Below are 20,400 nucleotides of genomic sequence, written 5' to 3' on the forward strand. Positions count from 1 at the left end.
TGATTTATAAGAATGATCAGATTCGAGATGCTGCTGCATAGTTCTTCAATAAGTCAGGCACATCTAATATCAATGCAATATGGCCGTCACTTGTAATTGTTGCTCCAGCCATCCCGGGAGTTCCCTGTAACAGATTATCCAGAGGTTTAATAACAACTTCCTCCTGACCAATTAATGTATCAACGACAAAACCAACTCTCTGACTTCCTATTTGAACAATCACAACATGTCCATGACCTTTACCACGCTCAACAGACTGATGTGGTGCAAGCCAGTTTTGTAAATAAAAGAGTGGGATTGATTTTTCTCTGACAATAATTGTCAACTGCCCGTCAACAACGTTCGTACGGCTCAGATCTAAATGGAAAATCTCATTCACACTTGCAAGTGGCAAAGCAAAAGGACTACCAGCCACACCAACCATCAAGGTCGGCAAAATCGCAAGTGTTAATGGTACTTTTATGGCAATTCTGGTTCCTTTTCCAATTTCAGAATCAATATCTATGGAACCATTTAAAGTGTTGATGGCTGTTTTTACAACATCCATCCCAACACCCCGTCCTGAGATATCAGAAATCTGCTCTTTACTGGAGAATCCCGGCATAAAGATCAGGTTGAAACATTCTTTATTCGACAAGCGGGATGCTGCGTCTTCATCCATTAAGCCACGCTTAACCGCAATGCCTCTCAATTTATCCGGATTCATTCCTGCACCATCATCGATAATGCAAAGTTCGATATGATCACCTTCCTGTGATGCGGACAAAATGACTTTACCGGTCCGGGGTTTGCCATTTTTTTCCCGTACATCAGGCATTTCGACACCGTGGTCAACCGAGTTTCGGACCAAGTGAATCAGTGGATCTGCAAGCGCTTCAACCAGATTTTTATCTAAATCGGTATCTTCTCCCCGCATTTCCAGATTAATCTCTTTTTTCAGGCTACGAGCCAAATCACGAACAACCCGTGGGAAACGGCCAAATACTTTCTTAATTGGCTGCATCCGGGTCTTCATCACAGCCCCTTGTAGATCGGCAGTTACAACATCCAGATTTGCAACTGCTTTGGACATTTCTTCATCATTGCTATTGAGTCCAAGGCTTAACAGCCGGTTTCTCACCAGAACCAGCTCACCGACCATATTCATGATAATATCCAGCGTAGAGGTATCAACCCGAACCGTTGCCTCTGTTTGCTGAGCTTTTTTCACAGCAACTTCTTTCGATTCTTTAGTTGCTACAGCGGTCTTCTTCGCCGCTGGTGCTGCTGGCTTAGGAGCAGCTGGCGCTGCGGCTGGTTTACTCTCAGGCTTAGCTGTTGGCTGGTTAGAAGGTGCAGGAGCTTTAACATCGGCTTTAGGGTTTTCAGAAACTGGCTTAACCGCCATTTCAAGCTCTTCGGCAGAAGGACCACTCCCCTGACCATGTAATTCATCTAATAACTTTTCAAATTCATCATCAGTCATTAGATCACTATCACCCTGACCAGCAGATGCTGATGCGGCGTCATTTTTCTTCGGTGTCTGAGGAGAAGAGTCTGATTTTTGCTCAGCTGATTTTTGCTCTGTATGTGCAGATGGACCATGTCCTCTTCCATGTAATTCATCGAGTAGCTGTTCAAACTCATCATCAGTAATGTCATCACCACTAACATGACTGTTTTTTTCGGCAGATGGTGCCGGTGAAGCACTTTCTGCTTCTTCATGAGCTCCGGGCGCAGAACCCTTACCATGAAGCTCATCTAATAACTGTTCAAACTCATCCTGAGTAATTTCATCAATAGATCCAGCATCGACACTAGCAGAAGGCGCTTTATCAGATTCTTCAGATACAGAAGATTCTGCTACGACTGGCTCTGGTTCCTCAACGGCTGGAGGGGGAGGGACTTCTTCAGTAACAGCTTCATCTTCGGAAGCTGGTTGAGAAAGGCGGTGTAATTCTTCTAATAAATCAGGTTCAGCAGGATTAAGCGGTTCTCTGTTTTGCACTGAAGCAAACTGATCATTTACCGTATCAAGAGCCCGGAGCATTGTATCCATCAAATCTGCGGAAACACTTCGCTGACCGTTACGTAATATGTCAAATACGTTTTCAGCACCGTGACACGTCTCAACCAGCTCGGTGAGAGACAAAAATCCGGCACCACCTTTGACAGTATGAAAACCACGAAAAATTGCGTTTAATAGGTCGTTATCTTCGGGGTTATTTTCAAGTTCAACTAACTGCTCGGAAAGTAACTCTAAAATCTCTCCCGCTTCAACCAGGAAATCCTGCAAAATATCTTCGTCTAAATCGTAGCTCATACGGTACCCCTAAAAACCAAGACTTGATAATAAGTCATCCACTTCATCCTGAGATGCAACGGCATCTTCACGCTCATGAGGGTTCATGATTGGCCCTTCTGGTTCAGAAGGGTGATGACTTTTATCTATTTGTTGTTCTTGTTGGTTTGCTGTGCCAAATACAGTCAGAATTTCAACTAATCGCTGCTCAACCTCATTGACCAATTCAATGACGCGCCGGATGATTTGCCCCGTTAAATCCTGAAAATCCTGAGCCATTAATATTTCCATTAATTCGCTACGAAGTTCAGTACTATCACCCTCAATCTGACTTAATATATCGTCAATCCGATGACACAGAGCTTTAAATTCGGCTAACTCAACATGCCCATGCATGAGTTCATTCCATTGAGGACGGACGTACAACAGGCTTTGATGTAATTTATCTGCAATAGGCATACACCTGTCTACAGAATCCATCGTTTTATTAGCCGCGGTCTCTGTTTTAGAGATCACATAGGCCAGACGATCTTTTGCATCAGGAATTTCATCTTTAGCGATTTCACCAATCCGAACATCCAGAGTGAACTCTTTCAGTGATTCATGTAGTTCTCTCGTCAAACTTCCAATTTGTTGAAAAATTTGATGTTCAGCAGCACCAGATTGATAAATATCAATTAGCAACGAATTCGCATCATCTTGCTGTTCATTTTCGAGAAACTGCACGAGTTTCCGGGCTTGTTCTAATGAAATCATTTTGAATGAGCCGCCTTCCACAAGTTGAAAAATTTAATGCCTGTGTCCCAAGAGAAATTCTAAACTCATAAACGCTCAAAAATTTTATCTAACTTTTCTTTGAGCGTTGCTGCTGTAAATGGTTTTACGATGTAACCATTCACGCCCGCTTGGGCAGCTTCAATAATTTGTTCTCTTTTTGCTTCAGCGGTAATCATTAAAACCGGCAAGTGTTTTAATTCATCATCAGCACGAATGTTTTTTAATAAATCGATTCCCTGCATTCCTGGCATATTCCAGTCAGTCACAACGAACTCAAAATCACCCTTCTTTAGCATAGGCAACGCCGTGAGACCATCATCCACTTCCTGAGTATTATTAAAACCCAAGTCACGGAGTAGGTTCTTTACTATCCGACGCATTGTTGAAAAATCATCAACAATCAAAATTTTCATGTTTTTATTCAAAATTGCCTCCACTGAGTATGAGAATCAGTGATATTAATCATTTTGTGTCCAAGAACGAAGTTTTGTCCTTAAACGCTGCATCGTCTGGCTCAATATTTGGCTTACGCGAGATTCACTTACACCAAGTACTTCACCGATTTCCTTTAAGTTTAGCTCTTCATCATAATAGAGCGAAAGTACCAAAGCTTCACGTTCAGGAAGCGATTTTATTGACTCAATTAATGCTTTACGAAATAACTCGTCAGCAACACCTTTAAATGGTGAACTATCACCGTCAACATCAAAAGGGGATATAACATCCTCTGATACGCCTAAATCCTCGATCCCAATGATACGTGAACAATTAATATCAGTGATAATGCTATGGTATTGATCTAACGACATTCCTAAAAAATTAGCAACCTCAGAATCCGTTGGATCCCGATTTAATTCACCTTCAAGTGTTGAAATTGCCTGACTGATCTCACGATTATGCTTGTGTACCGACCTCGGAACCCAATCTCCGCGACGAATATCATCAAGCATTGCACCCCGAATACGAATTCCGGCATAGGTCTCAAAACTGGCACCTTTGCTTCCATCATAGTTTTTTTGAGCTTCAAGCAGACCAATCATGCCAGCCTGAATTAAGTCTTCAACCTGTACACTAGGCGGTAAACGTCCAATCAAATGATGTGCAATGCGCTTCACCAACTCAGAATATTTTTCCAAAAAAACCTGTTGGCTGCTGATGTTTCCATATTGATTGTAAGTTAACGCCTTATTCACTAAATGGTTCCCCGACTATTTCTGTACGATTAAGCAAGCGCTCTACAAAAAATTCCAAATGGCCACTCGGTGTTCGTGGTATGGGCCATGTTAACGCTTTATTTGCTAAAGAGCTAATAGCAAGCGAAGCGGGTGAACGTGGAAATGCATCCACAACAATTTTTTGTTTTTTAACTGACTGTCGTACATTATCGTCTAAAGGAATGCAAGCGACGAGTTCTATGCTTACATTAAGAAAACGCTCTGTGACCAAAGTCAACTTAGCAAATAATTCACGGCCTTCACGGTAACTGCGAACCATGTTAGCAACGACTTTAAATCTTTGTACCTGATGTTCTCTGCTTAATAATTTTATCAATGCATATGCATCTGTAATTGATGTTGGTTCATCACATACAACCACAACAACATCCTGAGCTGCCCTTGCAAAACTGACCACCATATCTGAAATGCCGGCAGCCGTATCAATCAAAAGGACATCCATCTCTTCTTCCAGGCTGCCAAAGGCCCTGATTAAACCAACATGCTGCGCATGAGATAGTTCAACCATGGACTGAGTGCCGGAAGTCGCAGGAATAATTTTTATACCAAGAGGTCCATCCGTAATTGCATCCTGAAGTTCACATTCTCCGGCCAGCACATGTCCCAGATTCTTTTTAGGTCGGATACCCAACATGACATCCACATTAGCAAGGCCCAAATCAGCATCAAGCACCATCACTTTTTTGCCCTGACGTGCCATACTCATTGCCATTCCTAATGTGACATTAGTTTTGCCAACGCCTCCTTTACCGCCCGTCACAGCAATAACTTTCGTAAGTGTCGGCTCATTTAAGCGACGCAGGCCGCTTGCTTGGTCGTAAATCATCTTATTTGTCATATCCACTCGCCGCCTAGATTCTCTCTGAGTCACTACTCCAGTAGTGAGGCTCATTATCTGCCGACTTTTCTAGCAACTCGTTTGCTTTTGCTACCATATATTTCGGTTGAGCAACAACAATATCTTCAGGAACCCGCTGGCCATTAGCGATGTATGCTACCGGTAAAGCATTCTCAACAATAACACTCACAAATTCTCCAAGGCTCAGGGACTCGTCCAACTTCGTCATTATGCATCCGGACAAAGGAATTCGTCTGAAATGATCAATCGTTTCCTGTAATACTTTTCGTTGGGCTGTTGCAGGTAAAACCAGATAGCTTCTTATAGCATTGCCCCGGTCCTGCATCAATGTATCAAGTTGCTCAGAAAGACGGACATCACGTTGTCCCATTCCCGCGGTATCAACCAAAATCAGGCGACGATTTCTCAGTTGGTGTATAACATCGGCTAACTCTTTGGAATCTTTAGCAACTTTTACAGGACAACCCATAATTCTTCCATATATCGCCAGTTGCTCATGCGCACCGATACGATAAGTATCAGTCGTGACCAATGCTATTTCATCAGCACCATATTCCATGGCTGCTCTGGCGGCTAGTTTGGCAATCGTTGTTGTTTTCCCGACCCCCGTCGGCCCGAGCAAAGCAACAACGCCTCCCTTCTTTAAAATATCTTGCTTGGAGGCAGGAATCTGGTCAGATACCAGACCAAGTAAAGCTTTCCAGGCTTTAGGTGGTGGCGTTTCTTCAGGGATGTAACATGCCAGCTGATCTGCAAGCTCTAAAGAGACTCCCATCCGTGCCAGACGCTTAATCAACATCGCGCGGAGAGGTTCTCTTCGTTCAACTTCCTGCCACATTAACCCCGATACCTGATGCTCTAACAACCGACGGATTGAGTTAATATCATCTTTCATTAATTCAATATCAGGATTTGGTTGTTCATCCTCTCTTGGATTTCGCCGGATAAACCGTGTGGGATCAAGTTGATTCGGTTGCATGCCAGCATGCAAATCAGTCTTCTGGTCGTTTTCTTGCCAACGTTGAGTCAGTGGGTTTTCATGCTTACCCTGGTCATTGTTTCCCTGCCTTTGCAGCAGTGAAGATAATGAATTGGCTTCAGAATCAGAACCACCAGACTGGTTGGGTGTATAATGCTTCAGTAAACTCGCAAATTGCTGAGTCATGGTCGGTTTTCCGTTACGATCAGATGACTGAGACTGACCTCCGATTTTAACCTGATCCTCTTTTAAACGACGACCACCCGCATATTCTGCTGCAGGATGCTTATCCTGATGATATTGTGACTTAGCACTGTAATGCTGCTGGGCCTGATTTTTAGGTATGACACTCTCACTATCAACAGCCGCGACGATTTCAACACCACCCGCATTTTTCTTGTTTGACATAATCACAGCATCATCACCAAGTTCTTCTTTAACTTGTAATAATGCAGATTTTACATCCTTGGCAAAAAATCGTTTAATTTTCAATGCAGTAATCCACCATTGCCATATTTATCTGCTAATTCCCTACAGCCTGTACTATTCTGATTTGCTTTTCATCAGGGATTTCCTGGTAAGAAAGAACCCTTAAGTTCGGTATCGTATTTTTGACAAATTTTGCGAGCGTGGTTCTTAATACTCCGGATGTCAATAATACGGCAGGTTCTCCCTTCAACTCTTGCTCTTGGGTCGCCTGACTTAACGAGAACTGAAGTCGCTCAGCCAAACCCGGTTCGATCCCTGCGGATTCACCACCAGCAGCCTGCATTGTTTGATGCAATATTTGTTCCAGCTCAGGAATCAATGTAATCACAGGCAACTCTGGCTCTATCCCATTGATTTCCTGTACGATTAATCTTCTCAATGCAATTCTGACAGCTGCTGTTAATATGTCGGGTTCTTGACTCTTTCCTGAGTATTCCGCAAGTGTCTGAATAATTGTTCTGATATCCCTGATCGGAATCGCTTCATTAAGGAGGTTTTGCAAGACTTTAACCACAACACCAAGAGAGAGCTGATCCGGAATAAAGTTCTCAATCAGCTTCGGCGCAGTACGTTCAAGCATATCAAGCAGGTTTTGTACTTCTTCATGCCCAAGTAACTGAGATGCATTGTTTGTTAACAACTGACTTAAATGAGTCGCAAGTACCGTAGATGAATCAACAACGGTATAACCCAAAGCCTGAGCATGTTCCCGGTGTTCATCATCAATCCATACAGCTTCGAGTCCGAAAGCCGGATCGTAGGTTTCTTCACCCTCAATTGCACCATAGACTTGCCCAGGGTTGATTGCCAACTCTTGATCCGGCCGAATCTCCGCTTCTCCCACAGCGACGCCCATCAGTGTAATCCGGTAACTGTTCGGCGGGAGTTCCAGGTTATCCCGGATATGGACCGGTGGAATTAAAAAGCCAAAATCCTGAGATAATTTTTTCCTGACGCCTTTGACCCGCTCAAGCAACTCTCCTCCTTGTTCACGATCAACAAGAGGAATCAATCGGTATCCGACCTCCAGACCGATAATATCAATCGGCTGAACATCATCCCAGGATAGTTCTTTTTGTTGAGGTGAGTCTGACGGATTTGGCTCTGGAATAACCTTCTCTTCAGAAGCTTTCTTCCTCTTTCTGTGCAATAAATATGCGCCACCTCCCGCCAAAATAGCTAAAGAAAGGAATGCAAAGTGAGGCATTCCCGGAACAATACCCATGACAGCCAGTATAGATGCAGTAATAATCAATGCCTTAGGATTATCAAACATCTGGATAATGACCTGCTGTCCCATATCTTCATCAGTATTTTGACGCGTGACCATAATTGCAGCGCCAATCGATAGTAATAAAGACGGGATCTGAGCCACCAGGCCATCACCAATCGTTAACAATGTATAGATTTTAATTGCATCGCCAAAATCCAGATTGTACTGAATCATCCCGATGGATAAACCGCCAACAATATTGATAAACAGGATTAAAATCCCGGCGATAGCATCCCCTTTTACAAATTTTGATGCACCATCCATAGAGCCATAAAAGTCGGCCTCTTTCGTCACTTCAAAACGACGCAGACGGGCCTGATCCTGATCAATCAAACCTGCATTTAAATCAGCATCAATAGCCATCTGCTTACCGGGTAATGCATCAAGAGTGAAGCGGGCACTGACCTCAGAAATACGTCCGGCACCTTTGGTTACAACCATGAAGTTAATGATCATTAAAATCAGGAATACGACTAAACCAACGGCATAATTCCCGCCAATCACCACGTTACCGAAAGCTTCAATAACCTTACCGGCAGAATCAGCACCATCATGCCCATGTAACAAAACAACCCGGGTTGAAGCCACGTTCAAAGCCAGACGGAGGAGCGTAGAAATCAACAGAACAGTCGGAAATGCTGCAAAATCCAGAGGACGACGGGTATACACCGTCACAAGGAGGACCACCATTGCTAATGCAATGTTGAAAGTAAAAAACAGGTCAAGTAAAAACGCAGGGATAGGTAAAACCACCATCGCCAACGTAACAAGAACCATGATCGGAGCACCGATCGCTGGCATACTACGCTGGGAGACAGATGGTAATTTATCCGCAAATGGCAACGAAAACTTCATAGATAACCAATAAAAACTTTCTAAACAGAAATAAGTAGTTAGAACTTCACTCAATGATGCGGTTACATGCAATTATCACACCATGGTTATGTCAATTTTATGGCTACTCCCTATGATGTCACAGGATAAATGCTCAGTATCTACGATACGGTTGGGAAGAAGCGTTGTAATATCTGACCTTTTTGAGTATCCGGCTGATATTCAAGGCAGACCAGACCGGATGTCGGAAACATCGGTGGCGTCACATCTCTGACAAATTCGCTGGTTAAATATCCAACCAGAGGTAAATGAGAAACTAAAAAGAATGACTCAATTTTTTCAACTTCAGCCAAAGCCATCATATAGCTAAAAACATGCTCGGCCTGCCCATAAGGGGTAATGTCATCACAAATTTCCACTGTTTTGGCATTCACATAACCGGTTATTTCCTGCCAGGTCTCCTGAGCACGAAGATAAGGGCTGACAAGAACCCGGTCTACAGAAATAGCCTGATGAGCAACCGCCTGCTGTAAAACACTCACAGAATCAACCTTACCACGTGCGGTCAGGCGTCTTTCTGCATCACCGGAAGCACTGAATCCGGCTTCACCATGACGCATGATATAAATTTTCATACTCATATACGATTAACCTTAAAAATCATTTTATTACCGCGATAACCTGCACTTTTTGGCCTTAATAAAGAAAAATCCGGCCATTATCCCATAACTGCATAGCAACCCAAAGCCGATGCTTTTAATATCTCAAAAACTAAAATAATTTTACTCATAAAAATATTACTTGTAGTTGGCTCTGAACCTTTTCAACGTCATACTAGTCATAATCAGTAATAATAAAAATCAAATCAGCATTCGCCGGGAGGCCTCCACCGTGCATATCAGCCCTAATGACACCAATCGATATCGGTACATCACCCTGCCAAATCAACTCAGAGTGCTGTTGATTCACGATGAAAACACGCCCAAAAGTGCGGCTGCATTAGCCATTAATGTCGGTCACTTTGACGACCCAACTGATCGCCCCGGACTTGCTCACTATCTCGAGCATATGTTATTTCTCGGCACAGAAAAACACCCACAGACCGGAGAATTTCAAAACTTTATCAACCAGCATGGTGGTTCACACAATGCGTGGACAGGAACTGAGCACAGCTGTTTCTTCTTTGATATTTCTCCGTCTGCGTTTGAAAAAGCCCTCGACCGCTTCGCTCTTTTTTTTATTTCACCACTTTTTAATGAAGAGGCACTTGATAAAGAACGTCTGGCGATTGAATCTGAATATAAACTAAAAATCAACGATGATACCCGCAGACTTTATCAGGTTCACAAAGAAACAATAAATCCTCTCCATCCGTTTGCAAAGTTTTCTGTCGGTAACCTGCAAACACTATCGGACAGAAACGGCGTCAGCATCCGTCAGGAAATTCTGGATTTTTATCAACAAAATTATTCATCTGATTTAATGACTCTGGTTATGCTTGCGCCTGAACCACTCGACGTACTGGAAAGTCACGCCAATGCGTTTTTTTCCGCAATACCTAATCAGATGAAACGAGGCAAATCCGTCTCAGTTCCTTTTGTCACAGCAGAGCAAACCGGCATACAAATTGAAGTTGAGCCATTAAAAGACATCCGGAAGCTGTCTCTTGCATTTCCGCTTGGCGGCATGACTCAACATTACCGTGTAAAACCACTCTCATACTTTGCTCATTTACTGGGTTATGAGGGACAAAACAGCCTGATGCTGGCCCTGAAAGAACAGGGATGGATTACAAGCTTATCAGCGGGTGGTGGAATCAGTGGCAGTAACTACCGGGAGTTTACGGTCAGTATGCATTTAACTGAAGAAGGAATGATGTACACAAACGATATCATTCAGGCGGTTTTCCATTATATCGGACTCATCCGGACTCAAGGACTTGAGAGCTGGCGGTATGAGGAGAAAAAGACCGTCCTAAATGCAGCTTTCCGTTATCAGGAGCCAACCCGCCCGATGGAAATGGTCAATAACCTTGTGATGAATATGCAGCATTATCAACAAGATGATGTTGTATGCGGTGACTATATCATGGAAGGCTATGATGAATCGCTGCTGCGTCAGATTCTCGACGACTTCGTTCCTGAGAACCTGAGAGTCACATTATTTGCACAAGGTCAGGATTATAAACAGACAGCAGCATGGTATTTTACACCTTACTCTGTCACGCCTTTTACACAAGAGCAGCTCGGTGCGTTTCGTGCTCCATCCTGTGACCTCCATATTGAGCTTCCGGAGAAAAACCTTTTCATATGTAGTGAGCTGACACCCAAACCCTCTGAATCGAGCAATACCAACCCTGAAATTATTTATGAAACGCCTGAATTTCGTCTCTGGCATATGCAGGATAACGAGTTTAGTGTCCCAAAAGGCGTCATTTATGTCGCAATTGATAGTCCTTATTCAGTTAAAAATACACGCAATATAGTGATGACCCGGCTATGTGTTGAGTTATTCCTTGATTCTCTGGCAAAAAAGACTTATCAGGCTGAAATCGCAGGGATGGGGTATAACATGTATGCACATCAGGGAGGCGTAACACTCACAATTTCAGGATTCAGCCAGAAACAGCCTGAATTACTGAAAGTCATTCTTGATCGTTTCGAACGACGGGAGTTTGTCAAACATCGCTTCGATTCAATTAAGCAGCAGCTTGAAAGAAGCTGGAAGAACGCGGCCAAAGACCGGCCAATATCTCAGCTATTCAATGCAATGACCGGTATTTTGCAACCCAATAATCCACCTTACCGTGAGTTACTGAAGGCTCTCCATTCAATCCATGTTGAGGAACTGGCTCCCTTCGTTGACAAAATGCTTTCTGAGCGTCACATCGAAATGTTTATTTACGGTGACTGGAGAAAATCTGATGCATTCAGTATTGGCAAAGATTTGATTCAGGCGCTGCACATCAAGGATGCTCAATCAGAAGAGTCGCTGAGACCTTTGGTGATGCTTGGCAAGCAGGGAACGTTCAGACATGAAATTCATTGTGATCAGGATGATTCCGCCGTCGTCATTTATTATCAAAGCGAATGTACTTCCCCAAAAAACATTGCCCTTTATTCACTTGCGAACCACCTGATGTCTGCCACATTTTTCCACGAAATCCGCACAAAGCAGCAACTTGGCTACATGGTGGGAACCGGTAATCTCCCATTAAATAAACACCCGGGAATTGTACTTTATGTTCAATCACCTAATGCCGGACCAGCAGAATTAATGGCTTCAATTGACGAATTTTTAAATGCGTTTTATCTGGTGTTACTGGAATTAAGCGAATATCAGTGGCACAGCAGTAAACGGGGCTTATGGAATCAAATTTCTGCACCAGACACCTCTTTGCGTAACAGAGCACAAAGGTTATGGGTTGCAATAGGTAATAAGGATACGGAATTCTCACAACGTGATCAGGTCCTTCAGGAACTCAGACGTTTGTCCCGATCGGATATGATTCGCTTTGTTGTTAATCAGTTAAAACCACGTACTGCGAACCGGCTGATTATGTATAACCGGGGAAATGTACACCACGCCTCTCAGGAATTAACCCTTGGCAGAGAGATTAATTCCATTCATGAGTTCCAGCTGATGCCTAAAGCATATGATTTAGGCTAAAGAGAATCAGTCATGGCTGCTTAAACACTTCATCTGAGTAAATTTCGCTCAGATGAAATCACGTCTTTGAGAGAATGAGGATGAAGTTTGACGCAAACATTTTTCCATTTAAACGCCACTGTCGGATTAGCCAGGCGTTCATCTTCTCCCTGAGGCGAAGACAGTTTAACCTTTATCTGATGCTTCCCGGTATTCTCCTCTATCTGTGGAAACTTCTGACATAATTCCGCATAAAAATCTTCAGCAGAGGAAGCCTTTGAAGGAATAACGAATTCAACATGTTCCCATCCTTCAACAGGATAAGATTTCCCTTCAACCGGATAAGGTAATTCCAGATAGCCTGTCTGCCAGTGACCCAGGTTCACGGGCTGAAACAACTCAATCACAATAATCGGCCTGCCATGAATCAATGACTCAGAAATCACCAACCCTCTCTTCTTCCACGCCTGATGAGCAGCCCTTGCCTGATCGATATCATTCAGCCGCATGGCAATATGATCCATTTCATAAGCAGTCAAATCCAATTCAAGAAGCGCACATAGTTGAAAAATTTGATTCATAAATCCGGGAATGTCTGCATACATCAACTCCGGAGTCAGCCGTTTCTCTGTTAATCCATTTTGCATAGGTATCCCCTTTGAAGACAAAAATACTGATTTATAGTCATGCCTTTTTCACCCGTCATACTGACCGCCCTGATATGCACAATTCCATATAAAATACTGAGGTTCCGTTGGCAGAAAGTGCATGAATATCCGTATCGAGGTCTGTTTTATTCCCTACACATAGAATATTCATTGAAGCCTGGTGATCTTATCAGAATAAAAGTAGATAATTTCGGCTTTTTCTCACTATAAGCACAGCCAGATAATTGCTATCATGTTTGCCAATTTTCGTTAAAAATCGAGATATGTGTCCCAATTCTCCAAGGTCAACAGCCTGGCAATGATACATAGTCAACATATTCTAAAAATTGAAGGATAAGCAGGTGAATATCCAAGCATTAATCAATGACAGAGTCGCTCAGGCTCTTGAATCCGCAGGCGCACCAGCAGGCAGCCCGGCAGCTGTTCGACAGTCAGCAAAACCACAATTTGGTGATTATCAGGCAAATGGTGTTATGGGTGTCGCGAAGAAACTGGGGATAAACCCACGTGAATTTGCTCAAAAAGTGTCAGATGCTCTTGATTTGGAAGGGATAGCCAGTAAAACAGAAATCGCCGGCCCCGGATTTATTAATATTTTTCTGAGTGAATCGTTCCTCGCTGAACAAGCCGGTATTGCACTGGCTGATGAACGTTTAGGGATTGCACCAGAACAACAGCAAACAATTGTTGCTGACTATTCTGCGCCGAATGTAGCCAAAGAAATGCACGTTGGTCATCTTCGTTCAACAATCATTGGTGACGCAGTTGTCCGTACTCTCGAGTTTCTCGGTCACAAAGTGATTCGGGCAAACCATATCGGGGACTGGGGAACACAATTCGGTATGTTGATTGCTAATCTGGAAAGAATTCAAAATAATTCCGGTGAAATTTCGATGGAATTATCCGATCTGGAAGCTTTCTATCGCGAATCAAAAAAGCTATATGACGAAGATGAAGCTTTTGCTGAAACTGCCAGAAAATATGTGGTGAAACTACAAAGTGGTGACCAGTTCTGTACTGAAATGTGGAAAAAACTGGTTGATATCACCATGTCGCAAAACCAGAAGAACTATGACCGTCTGAATGTCTCTTTGACCCGCGATAATGTGATGGGTGAAAGCATGTATAACGACATGCTGCCGGCAATTGTTGCTGATCTGAAGGAAAAAGGGATCGCTCAGGAAGATGACGGTGCGCAGGTTGTATTCCTGAACGAATACAAGAATAAAGATGGCGAACCTATGGGCGTCATTATCCAGAAGCGGGATGGTGGTTTCCTGTATACAACAACCGATATTGCCTGTGCTAAATATCGCTACGAAACATTAGGCGCAGATCGGGTACTTTATTTTATCGATTCACGTCAGCACCAGCACTTGATGCAGGCGTGGACGATTGTTCGCAAAGCTGATTATATCCCGGAAAGTGTCTCTTTAGAGCATCATGCATTCGGTATGATGCTGGGTAAAGATGGCCGGCCCTTTAAAACACGTGCTGGTGGCACTGTTCGTCTTGCTGATCTGCTCGATGAAGCAGAAGAGCGGGCAACCAAGCTCATCGAAAACAAAAATCCTCAGTTATCTCAGGAAGAAAAATCACACATTGCAACGACAGTCGCAATGGCTGCAGTCAAATATTCGGATTTATCGAAAAACAGAACGACTGATTATATTTTTGACTGGGATAATATGTTGGCTTTTGAAGGAAATACCGCGCCGTACATGCAGTACGCATATACCCGGATTGTATCTATTTTTTCTAAAGCTGGTATTGCCATGGACGATTTATCCGGTGATATTCATATTACTGATGATCGGGAAAAAGCAATGATTGCGCGATTGCTTCAGTTTGAAGAAACAGTTCAAGCGGTTGCCCGCGAAGGTCAGCCTCATATTTTGTGTACCTATCTGTTTGAGCTGGCAGGCCAGTTCTCCAGTTTTTATGAAGCCTGCCCGATCCTGACAGCTGATGATGACAATACAAAACAAAGTCGTCTGAAACTATCAGCCCTGACCGCCAAAACAATTCATCAGGGATTAAACTTGTTAGGAATTAAGACACTGGATCGAATGTAATCTTCTCTGTTACAGAACAAATCCGGCCTCTGCCGGATTTGTTTTTTCTTCTGTCACTCAAGCAAAATATGTCATTAACTACCGGTATTCGGCCGCACGGCATATTTTCCAGATCCCAGAAAAAAGATAGCAATCGCAGCAAAAAGATAAGTACCAATATCCTCTACAGCCCATGCGCCAAACTTATTCAGTGAAAACAGATCACCCGTATGAAGTAATCCGATAACCACCAGGCAAGTGCCCATGATGAAAACGGAAGCGACACGTGTGTATAACCCCAAAATAATCAACAAAGGAGCAACGACCTCACCCAGATAAACTCCATACGCCAGAAAACCGGGCAGACCTGCTTTAATAAATAATCCCTGAATAAATGCGGTGCCAGCAAAAATTTTGTGTATACCATGGAGTAAAAACATCAGACTAAAACTAACCCGTAGTATGAGTTTACCCAGATCGGGGTTATCAAATCCCATTTCAACTCTGTCAATCAGCTCTTTCATCCTTCTGCATCCTCAATTTTTAAATAATATTTGAGTATAAAAATATAAAAACAGATTAGCATGGGTAATGTCAGATGTTCTTTATCTAAAATTCTGAATATTTTTATTGTGTTAAATCAATACGTTTTCGAAAAAATTACTGTAGTTCAATGAAAGAAGTCAATGGATATTCTGAGGCTCTGGAACGTATTTATCCTTCATCATAAAAAAAGACAAGCCAGAAAGACAGCCCGCCTTTTATGAAATGAGAAACGGAAAATATACAATGATGAAAGATAAACACGCCCTGAGTCTATAGACTCCGGGCGACCTCATATGCATCCCAAATAGCATACATAATATTCTGAACTTGCCTTGAATCTCCAATTAAATAAAGTTCAGGGATGCTATGCTGAACTTCTTCATAGAGGCGTCGTTTTGAATCATAACCAACCGCCAGAATGATAGAGTCAACAGGAACAGTTGTTTGCGAATCGGTGCTCTGATGATGAATCACAACGCCCTCACCAGATTGTTCTGTGACTCTTGATCGGGTGAAAACCTGAACATTTTTATAATCAAGCAATTCAAGTAACATCTCACTATTAGCATGGCAAAGTGGACCAGCCAGTGAGAGCAACGCATCTTCCTGCTCAACAATCGATACCGTTTTCCCCTGATTCCTTAGCCATAAAGCCGTTTCACACCCAACTAATCCACCACCAATAATCAGCGTTTTCTCACCAGCATCCTGATGTCCCAACAATATATCCGTTGCGGTATAAACACGATCAGCACCGGGAATATCAAACTTTTTCGCTTCAGAGCCGGTGGCAATAATCACGGCATCCGGATTGAGGTCGCTGAATGTGTCTTTGGAAACACATGTATTCAGATGAACATTCACCTGGCAAGCTTGCAATTCAGCTTCATACCAGGCCAGTAACGCCAGGTCATCTTCTTTAAAATCAGGGACACCTCCGGCAAGCACAACACCACCTAACTTGTCACCCGCTTCATACAAGTCAACATGATGTCCTCTTATTGCTGCAACTCTGGCAGCTTCCATACCGGCAACGCCCCCACCGACAATCATGACATTCTTTTTCCTCAGCGCCGGAGTCAGCGCATAATCCTGCTCTCTTCCCGCCGCTGGATTCACGGCACAGGAAATCATCGTATATTTAGCCAGACGCCCCATGCACCCTTCCTGACAGGAAAGACAGGGACGAATGGTGTCTGCCCGGCCAGCCCTTACTTTATTCGGTATTTCAGCATCAGCCAGCAGAGGCCTGCCTAACCCAATCATGTCTGTTTTTCCTTCAGCAATAGCTCTGGAAGCTAATTCAGGGTCATCCATTCTCCCGGCAGTGATCACCGGTATGTCTACGGCTTGTTTCAAAATTTCGTTGTAAGGCAGATAAAGCCCTTTATCCTGATACATCGGTGGATGGCTCCAGTACCAGGAATCATAAGATCCAACATCGCCATTCAGTGCATCATATCCAGCCGCTTCAAGTAATTTAGCCGCTTCAATACCTTCCTTGATATCTCGGCCTTTTTCATCAAATTTTTCTCCGGGCAGCCCCCCTTTCAACCAGTCTTTAATAAAGCTTTTGAGGCTGTAGCGAAGTGTCACCGGAAAATCCTGACCACAGCGCACTTTAATTGCTTTAACAATATCAGTCGCGAACCGCAACCGTTTCTCTAAAGTCCCACCGTAAGCATCCGTTCTGCGGTTGAAGAATTCAATCGCAAATTGATCCAACAGGTAACCTTCATGAACAGCATGAATTTCCACCCCATCAAATCCGGCTTTCTGACAAATTTCAGCTGCATCAGCAAACTTACGGATATAAGTTCTGATTTCCTCGATGGTTAACGCCCGACATGTCACATCTGGCATCCAGCGATGCGGAATTTCAGAAGGGCCAATGGCATTTTTGACTAATCCGGGAATGCCCACCCGCCCAAACCCTGCAGAAAGTTGCAAGAATATTTTGGAATCATAGCTATGAACCCTTTCTGTCATCAATCTGGCTGTTTTAATAAAGTTTACCGGATTTAAGGTCGGACATGGCATCATCGGAAGTTCACATGGCTCAATGTCATTTTCAACTTTCGTGACTCCGGGCATGATCAAACCGGCACCGCCCCGGGCGCGTTCAACATAGAATTCAACCCCCCTCTCATTAAAGCTGCCATCAGCATTACAAAAGCCACCGGGGCCCATCGGAGCCAGCATGTAGCGATTTTTTATCTCAACTTGACCTATTTTTATGGGCTCAAAAAGGTTCGGATAGTGCTTGCTTCTCATACTGGCCTCCAGATAATTATTTTGATGTTTTGTAATTTAACCGAACGTATTCGGTTAAAAATTAGCACAAAACTAATCCACAAAATCAGACCTGTATCAAGAGAGTAAAAAATGAGAAATCAGTTGCATCATCAAATCAATCTGATTGAGAGAACAACTGATTGTTTTCATGGAAGATTAAGGTAAAAAAAGTGTCACTAAACGTTGCATGTATGCTTTCATATCACGAACCAGATCATTCCGGCCATCTAACATACACCAGTTGAAAACAACTCCCCGCGCACTCATAAACAAAAAATCAGATATCTCTTCAGCCGTCTGCCCGGAGATGACTTCGTTTCGGGCTTGTCCTTCAGCCAAAAGTGACTGAAGCACCTGTTGCATTCCCCGGTTTTTCTTTAAAAACCAAATGTTATCTGCGTGATAAAGAACCTTCATCGTATCAATACCGACCCGGACATTATAATCGGCATAATACTGAAAAAATTCAACAACCTGTTCCGGCACTTTATATGCTTGAATGCGTGCTTTCACCTCTTGCAAGAAGTACTCATCAGCATTTTCGTAGATTTGTGAAAGAATATCTTCTTTCGACCGGAAGTGATGATAAAAGGCGCCGACGGAAACATTGGCTGCTTTACTGATTTGACTGACAGTTGTGGCATGATAGCCATTTTTTTGCATCAGCATTAATCCAATATCGTAGATATGCTGTCGTGTTTTTTGCGCCTGTTGCTGCCGTTTAGTTAATTCTTGCTTTTGCAAATGCCCTCCTCAGCAGAAAATTCAACCTCAGATCAATCAGTGCCGGATACAATGATCGTATCGCAAATATAACCAATCAAAAGAGGGGAAATCTACCCCTCTTTTTGTAAATAAAGAAAATTAATTACCGCATGCGTTGCTGATATCATCAAGCGAACCCCGATCCATTCCGGAATTCGAGCTAAGCTCAGAAGGACATGCAACCTCTTTATATTTCAATGCCGGATTATCAGCAGCCTCAAACCAGTTGGCATACCACAGGCAACCCTGTTGCATTTCTGTCAGATTCCGCGATCCGAAAACACTGTTACAGCGTTTAACCAGACAGCTCTTATACTCGTCAAGAGATGCATTCCAGCCAATTTCCTGTTTACAGGCAGCCAGTAAACCACCATATTGCGAGCCCAGCTCGCTTGAAGAAATTCCCCATTGGGCAGAACAGGCATTAAACGCACCGACACCACCACCCGGAACAAGAATATCAAACTGACCACCGCTCACATCGTAACCGATGTTAATGGCCTGAACGATCATTGTTTTACCTTTCAAAGCAGCTGAGCCCGGATCACCAGAAGAGTTATGAGACTCTCCGGTAAACTGGAGCTGGTAGCAACGGCCACAGACATCACCACTTGATGTTGCTGCATATCCGTACGATAAATTGTCGTTCACTTTAAACGGAATCATAGAAAAACATGTATATGCACTGCCACCACTACAAGCACTTTGCGTGCTGAAATCTGTTAATGGTGAGTTCGAAACAGAACAACTCTGCAATGCATTCAACCCGGTTGGCACATTTTCTTTCCAGCCACAGTGTGGTTTACAGCAATCCCAGAAGCGGGTCGCATAGCCACTACAACCGGTTTCTATTGGATCATACTCCGTATCTGTTGTGCTTCCTCCATTGTCACCGCCGGTATTTCCGCCATTGTCATCGCCGGTACTTCCTCCGTTATCATCTCCGGTGCTTCCACCATTGTCATCACCAGTGCTTCCGCCATTATCATCGCCGGTATCACCGCCACCTTCGACTGAAAGTGAAACAATTTCAGGAGTGACGACACCATCGGTCACACTCGCACAAAAGCCAAATGATGCACTTGAATTGGGAGAAATCGTACCATTACCAGATGGCGTTACGGTTGAGCCATCGAGCGTACCATTCCAAAGATTATTGACTGCTGCACTTTTCAGATCCAGCTCAACAGTCCAGCTTGTAATATTCGCGTCACCGTTATTGGTAATACTGACATTGGCACAATAGCCACTTCCCCAGCTGCTCTGTAAAGACAGCGTTGCCTCACCAGCGCCGGAGGTCAGCGCGTAGGCCGGACCGGTAATAAATGGAAGTGAGGCTAAGCCGACACAACCAACAAGACGTTTTAACTTTTTTTTCATAAAAAATGGCCTCGTTAAATTAGTAAAAATCCCACGTATTAAAATCGCGATAAAGAAAAGGCAGCAACATTCTGGTCGCCAACTGCCTGAAACCAGAAATCAGTACCAATCACAACAATTTCAATCCGAACATACTTCTTATGCCCGTATATGGGGATAAGCGTATTAAACTAATACAGCCTGAATCATTTTAGCTTTTATCAAATTAAAAAGAGAGATATCACCTATATAATTTCACCTTGATATAAAAATTACACAAACATAAAGAACAACATATGTTAAAATTAATTCATTAATAATAATTAAATCAATGACAG

At 43.2% G+C, this 20,400-nt stretch carries 15 protein-coding genes; 2 read left to right on the forward strand and 13 right to left on the reverse strand.

Going from position 1 to position 20,400, the window contains the following annotated elements; all coding sequences use genetic code 11:
* Positions 1-16 precede the first annotated feature (16 nt).
* The 8 genes from OCV29_RS13210 to sixA all read right to left on the reverse strand — a co-directional run bounded on the left by OCV29_RS13210 (position 17) and on the right by sixA (position 9,362).
* Positions 17-2,302 carry a chemotaxis protein CheA gene (locus OCV29_RS13210; RefSeq protein ID WP_073605686.1) on the reverse strand — a complete coding sequence of 762 codons (2,286 nt, stop codon included), beginning with the start codon at positions 2,300-2,302 and terminating at the stop codon, positions 17-19.
* 9 nt (positions 2,303-2,311) lie between these two features.
* Positions 2,312-3,037: a protein phosphatase CheZ gene (locus tag OCV29_RS13215; RefSeq protein WP_073605967.1), complete on the reverse strand. Its 726-nt coding sequence runs from the start codon at positions 3,035-3,037 to the stop codon at positions 2,312-2,314.
* 65 nt (positions 3,038-3,102) lie between these two features.
* Complete coding sequence (gene cheY, locus OCV29_RS13220) at positions 3,103-3,471, reverse strand: chemotaxis response regulator CheY (RefSeq protein ID WP_261887395.1); 369 nt, start codon at positions 3,469-3,471, stop codon at positions 3,103-3,105.
* Between the two features lie 45 nt (positions 3,472-3,516).
* Entirely contained in the window at positions 3,517-4,251 is a 735-nt protein-coding gene (locus OCV29_RS13225; protein ID WP_073605685.1) for an RNA polymerase sigma factor FliA, read from the reverse strand.
* Positions 4,244-5,131, reverse strand: coding sequence for a MinD/ParA family protein (locus OCV29_RS13230; RefSeq protein ID WP_073605684.1), 888 nt, complete (start codon positions 5,129-5,131; stop codon positions 4,244-4,246). The genes OCV29_RS13225 and OCV29_RS13230 overlap by 8 nt, the downstream gene beginning before the upstream one ends.
* A gap of 13 nt (positions 5,132-5,144) precedes the next feature.
* Complete coding sequence (flhF, locus tag OCV29_RS13235; protein ID WP_073605683.1) at positions 5,145-6,623, reverse strand: flagellar biosynthesis protein FlhF; 1,479 nt, start codon at positions 6,621-6,623, stop codon at positions 5,145-5,147.
* Positions 6,624-6,654: 31 nt separating this feature from the next.
* Positions 6,655-8,748: a flagellar biosynthesis protein FlhA gene (gene flhA, locus OCV29_RS13240; RefSeq protein WP_073605682.1), complete on the reverse strand. Its 2,094-nt coding sequence runs from the start codon at positions 8,746-8,748 to the stop codon at positions 6,655-6,657.
* Positions 8,749-8,888: 140 nt separating this feature from the next.
* A complete protein-coding gene (sixA, locus tag OCV29_RS13245; protein ID WP_073605966.1) occupies positions 8,889-9,362 on the reverse strand; it encodes a phosphohistidine phosphatase SixA in 474 nt (157 codons plus the stop codon).
* A gap of 256 nt (positions 9,363-9,618) precedes the next feature.
* Between sixA and OCV29_RS13250 the strand changes: the two genes are divergently transcribed.
* Positions 9,619-12,396, forward strand: coding sequence for an insulinase family protein (locus OCV29_RS13250; protein ID WP_073605681.1), 2,778 nt, complete (start codon positions 9,619-9,621; stop codon positions 12,394-12,396).
* Between the two features lie 29 nt (positions 12,397-12,425).
* Here OCV29_RS13250 and OCV29_RS13255 read toward each other — a convergent pair whose 3' ends face one another.
* Positions 12,426-13,022 (reverse strand): VOC family protein, encoded by a 597-nt coding sequence (locus OCV29_RS13255; RefSeq protein WP_073605680.1) that lies wholly within the window; start codon positions 13,020-13,022, stop codon positions 12,426-12,428.
* 362 nt (positions 13,023-13,384) lie between these two features.
* On the opposite strand from OCV29_RS13255, the gene argS reads away from it, so the two are divergent.
* Complete coding sequence (argS, locus tag OCV29_RS13260) at positions 13,385-15,118, forward strand: arginine--tRNA ligase (protein ID WP_073605679.1); 1,734 nt, start codon at positions 13,385-13,387, stop codon at positions 15,116-15,118.
* A 74-nt stretch (positions 15,119-15,192) separates the two neighbouring features.
* On the opposite strand, the gene OCV29_RS13265 is transcribed toward argS, so the two are convergent.
* The 4 genes from OCV29_RS13265 to OCV29_RS13280 form a co-directional block, all read right to left on the reverse strand.
* Complete coding sequence (locus OCV29_RS13265) at positions 15,193-15,621, reverse strand: DoxX family protein (protein ID WP_073605678.1); 429 nt, start codon at positions 15,619-15,621, stop codon at positions 15,193-15,195.
* A gap of 292 nt (positions 15,622-15,913) precedes the next feature.
* Positions 15,914-17,917 (reverse strand): oxidoreductase, encoded by a 2,004-nt coding sequence (locus OCV29_RS13270; RefSeq protein WP_073605677.1) that lies wholly within the window; start codon positions 17,915-17,917, stop codon positions 15,914-15,916.
* Between the two features lie 177 nt (positions 17,918-18,094).
* Positions 18,095-18,682 carry a TetR/AcrR family transcriptional regulator gene (locus OCV29_RS13275; protein WP_073605676.1) on the reverse strand — a complete coding sequence of 196 codons (588 nt, stop codon included), beginning with the start codon at positions 18,680-18,682 and terminating at the stop codon, positions 18,095-18,097.
* Positions 18,683-18,802: 120 nt separating this feature from the next.
* On the reverse strand, positions 18,803-20,083 hold the full coding sequence (locus tag OCV29_RS13280; RefSeq protein ID WP_073605675.1) for a cellulose binding domain-containing protein: 1,281 nt from the start codon (positions 20,081-20,083) through the stop codon (positions 18,803-18,805).
* Positions 20,084-20,400: the final 317 nt, after the last annotated feature.

This window comes from Vibrio aerogenes (assembly GCF_024346755.1).
Lineage (GTDB): Bacteria > Pseudomonadota > Gammaproteobacteria > Enterobacterales > Vibrionaceae > Vibrio > Vibrio aerogenes.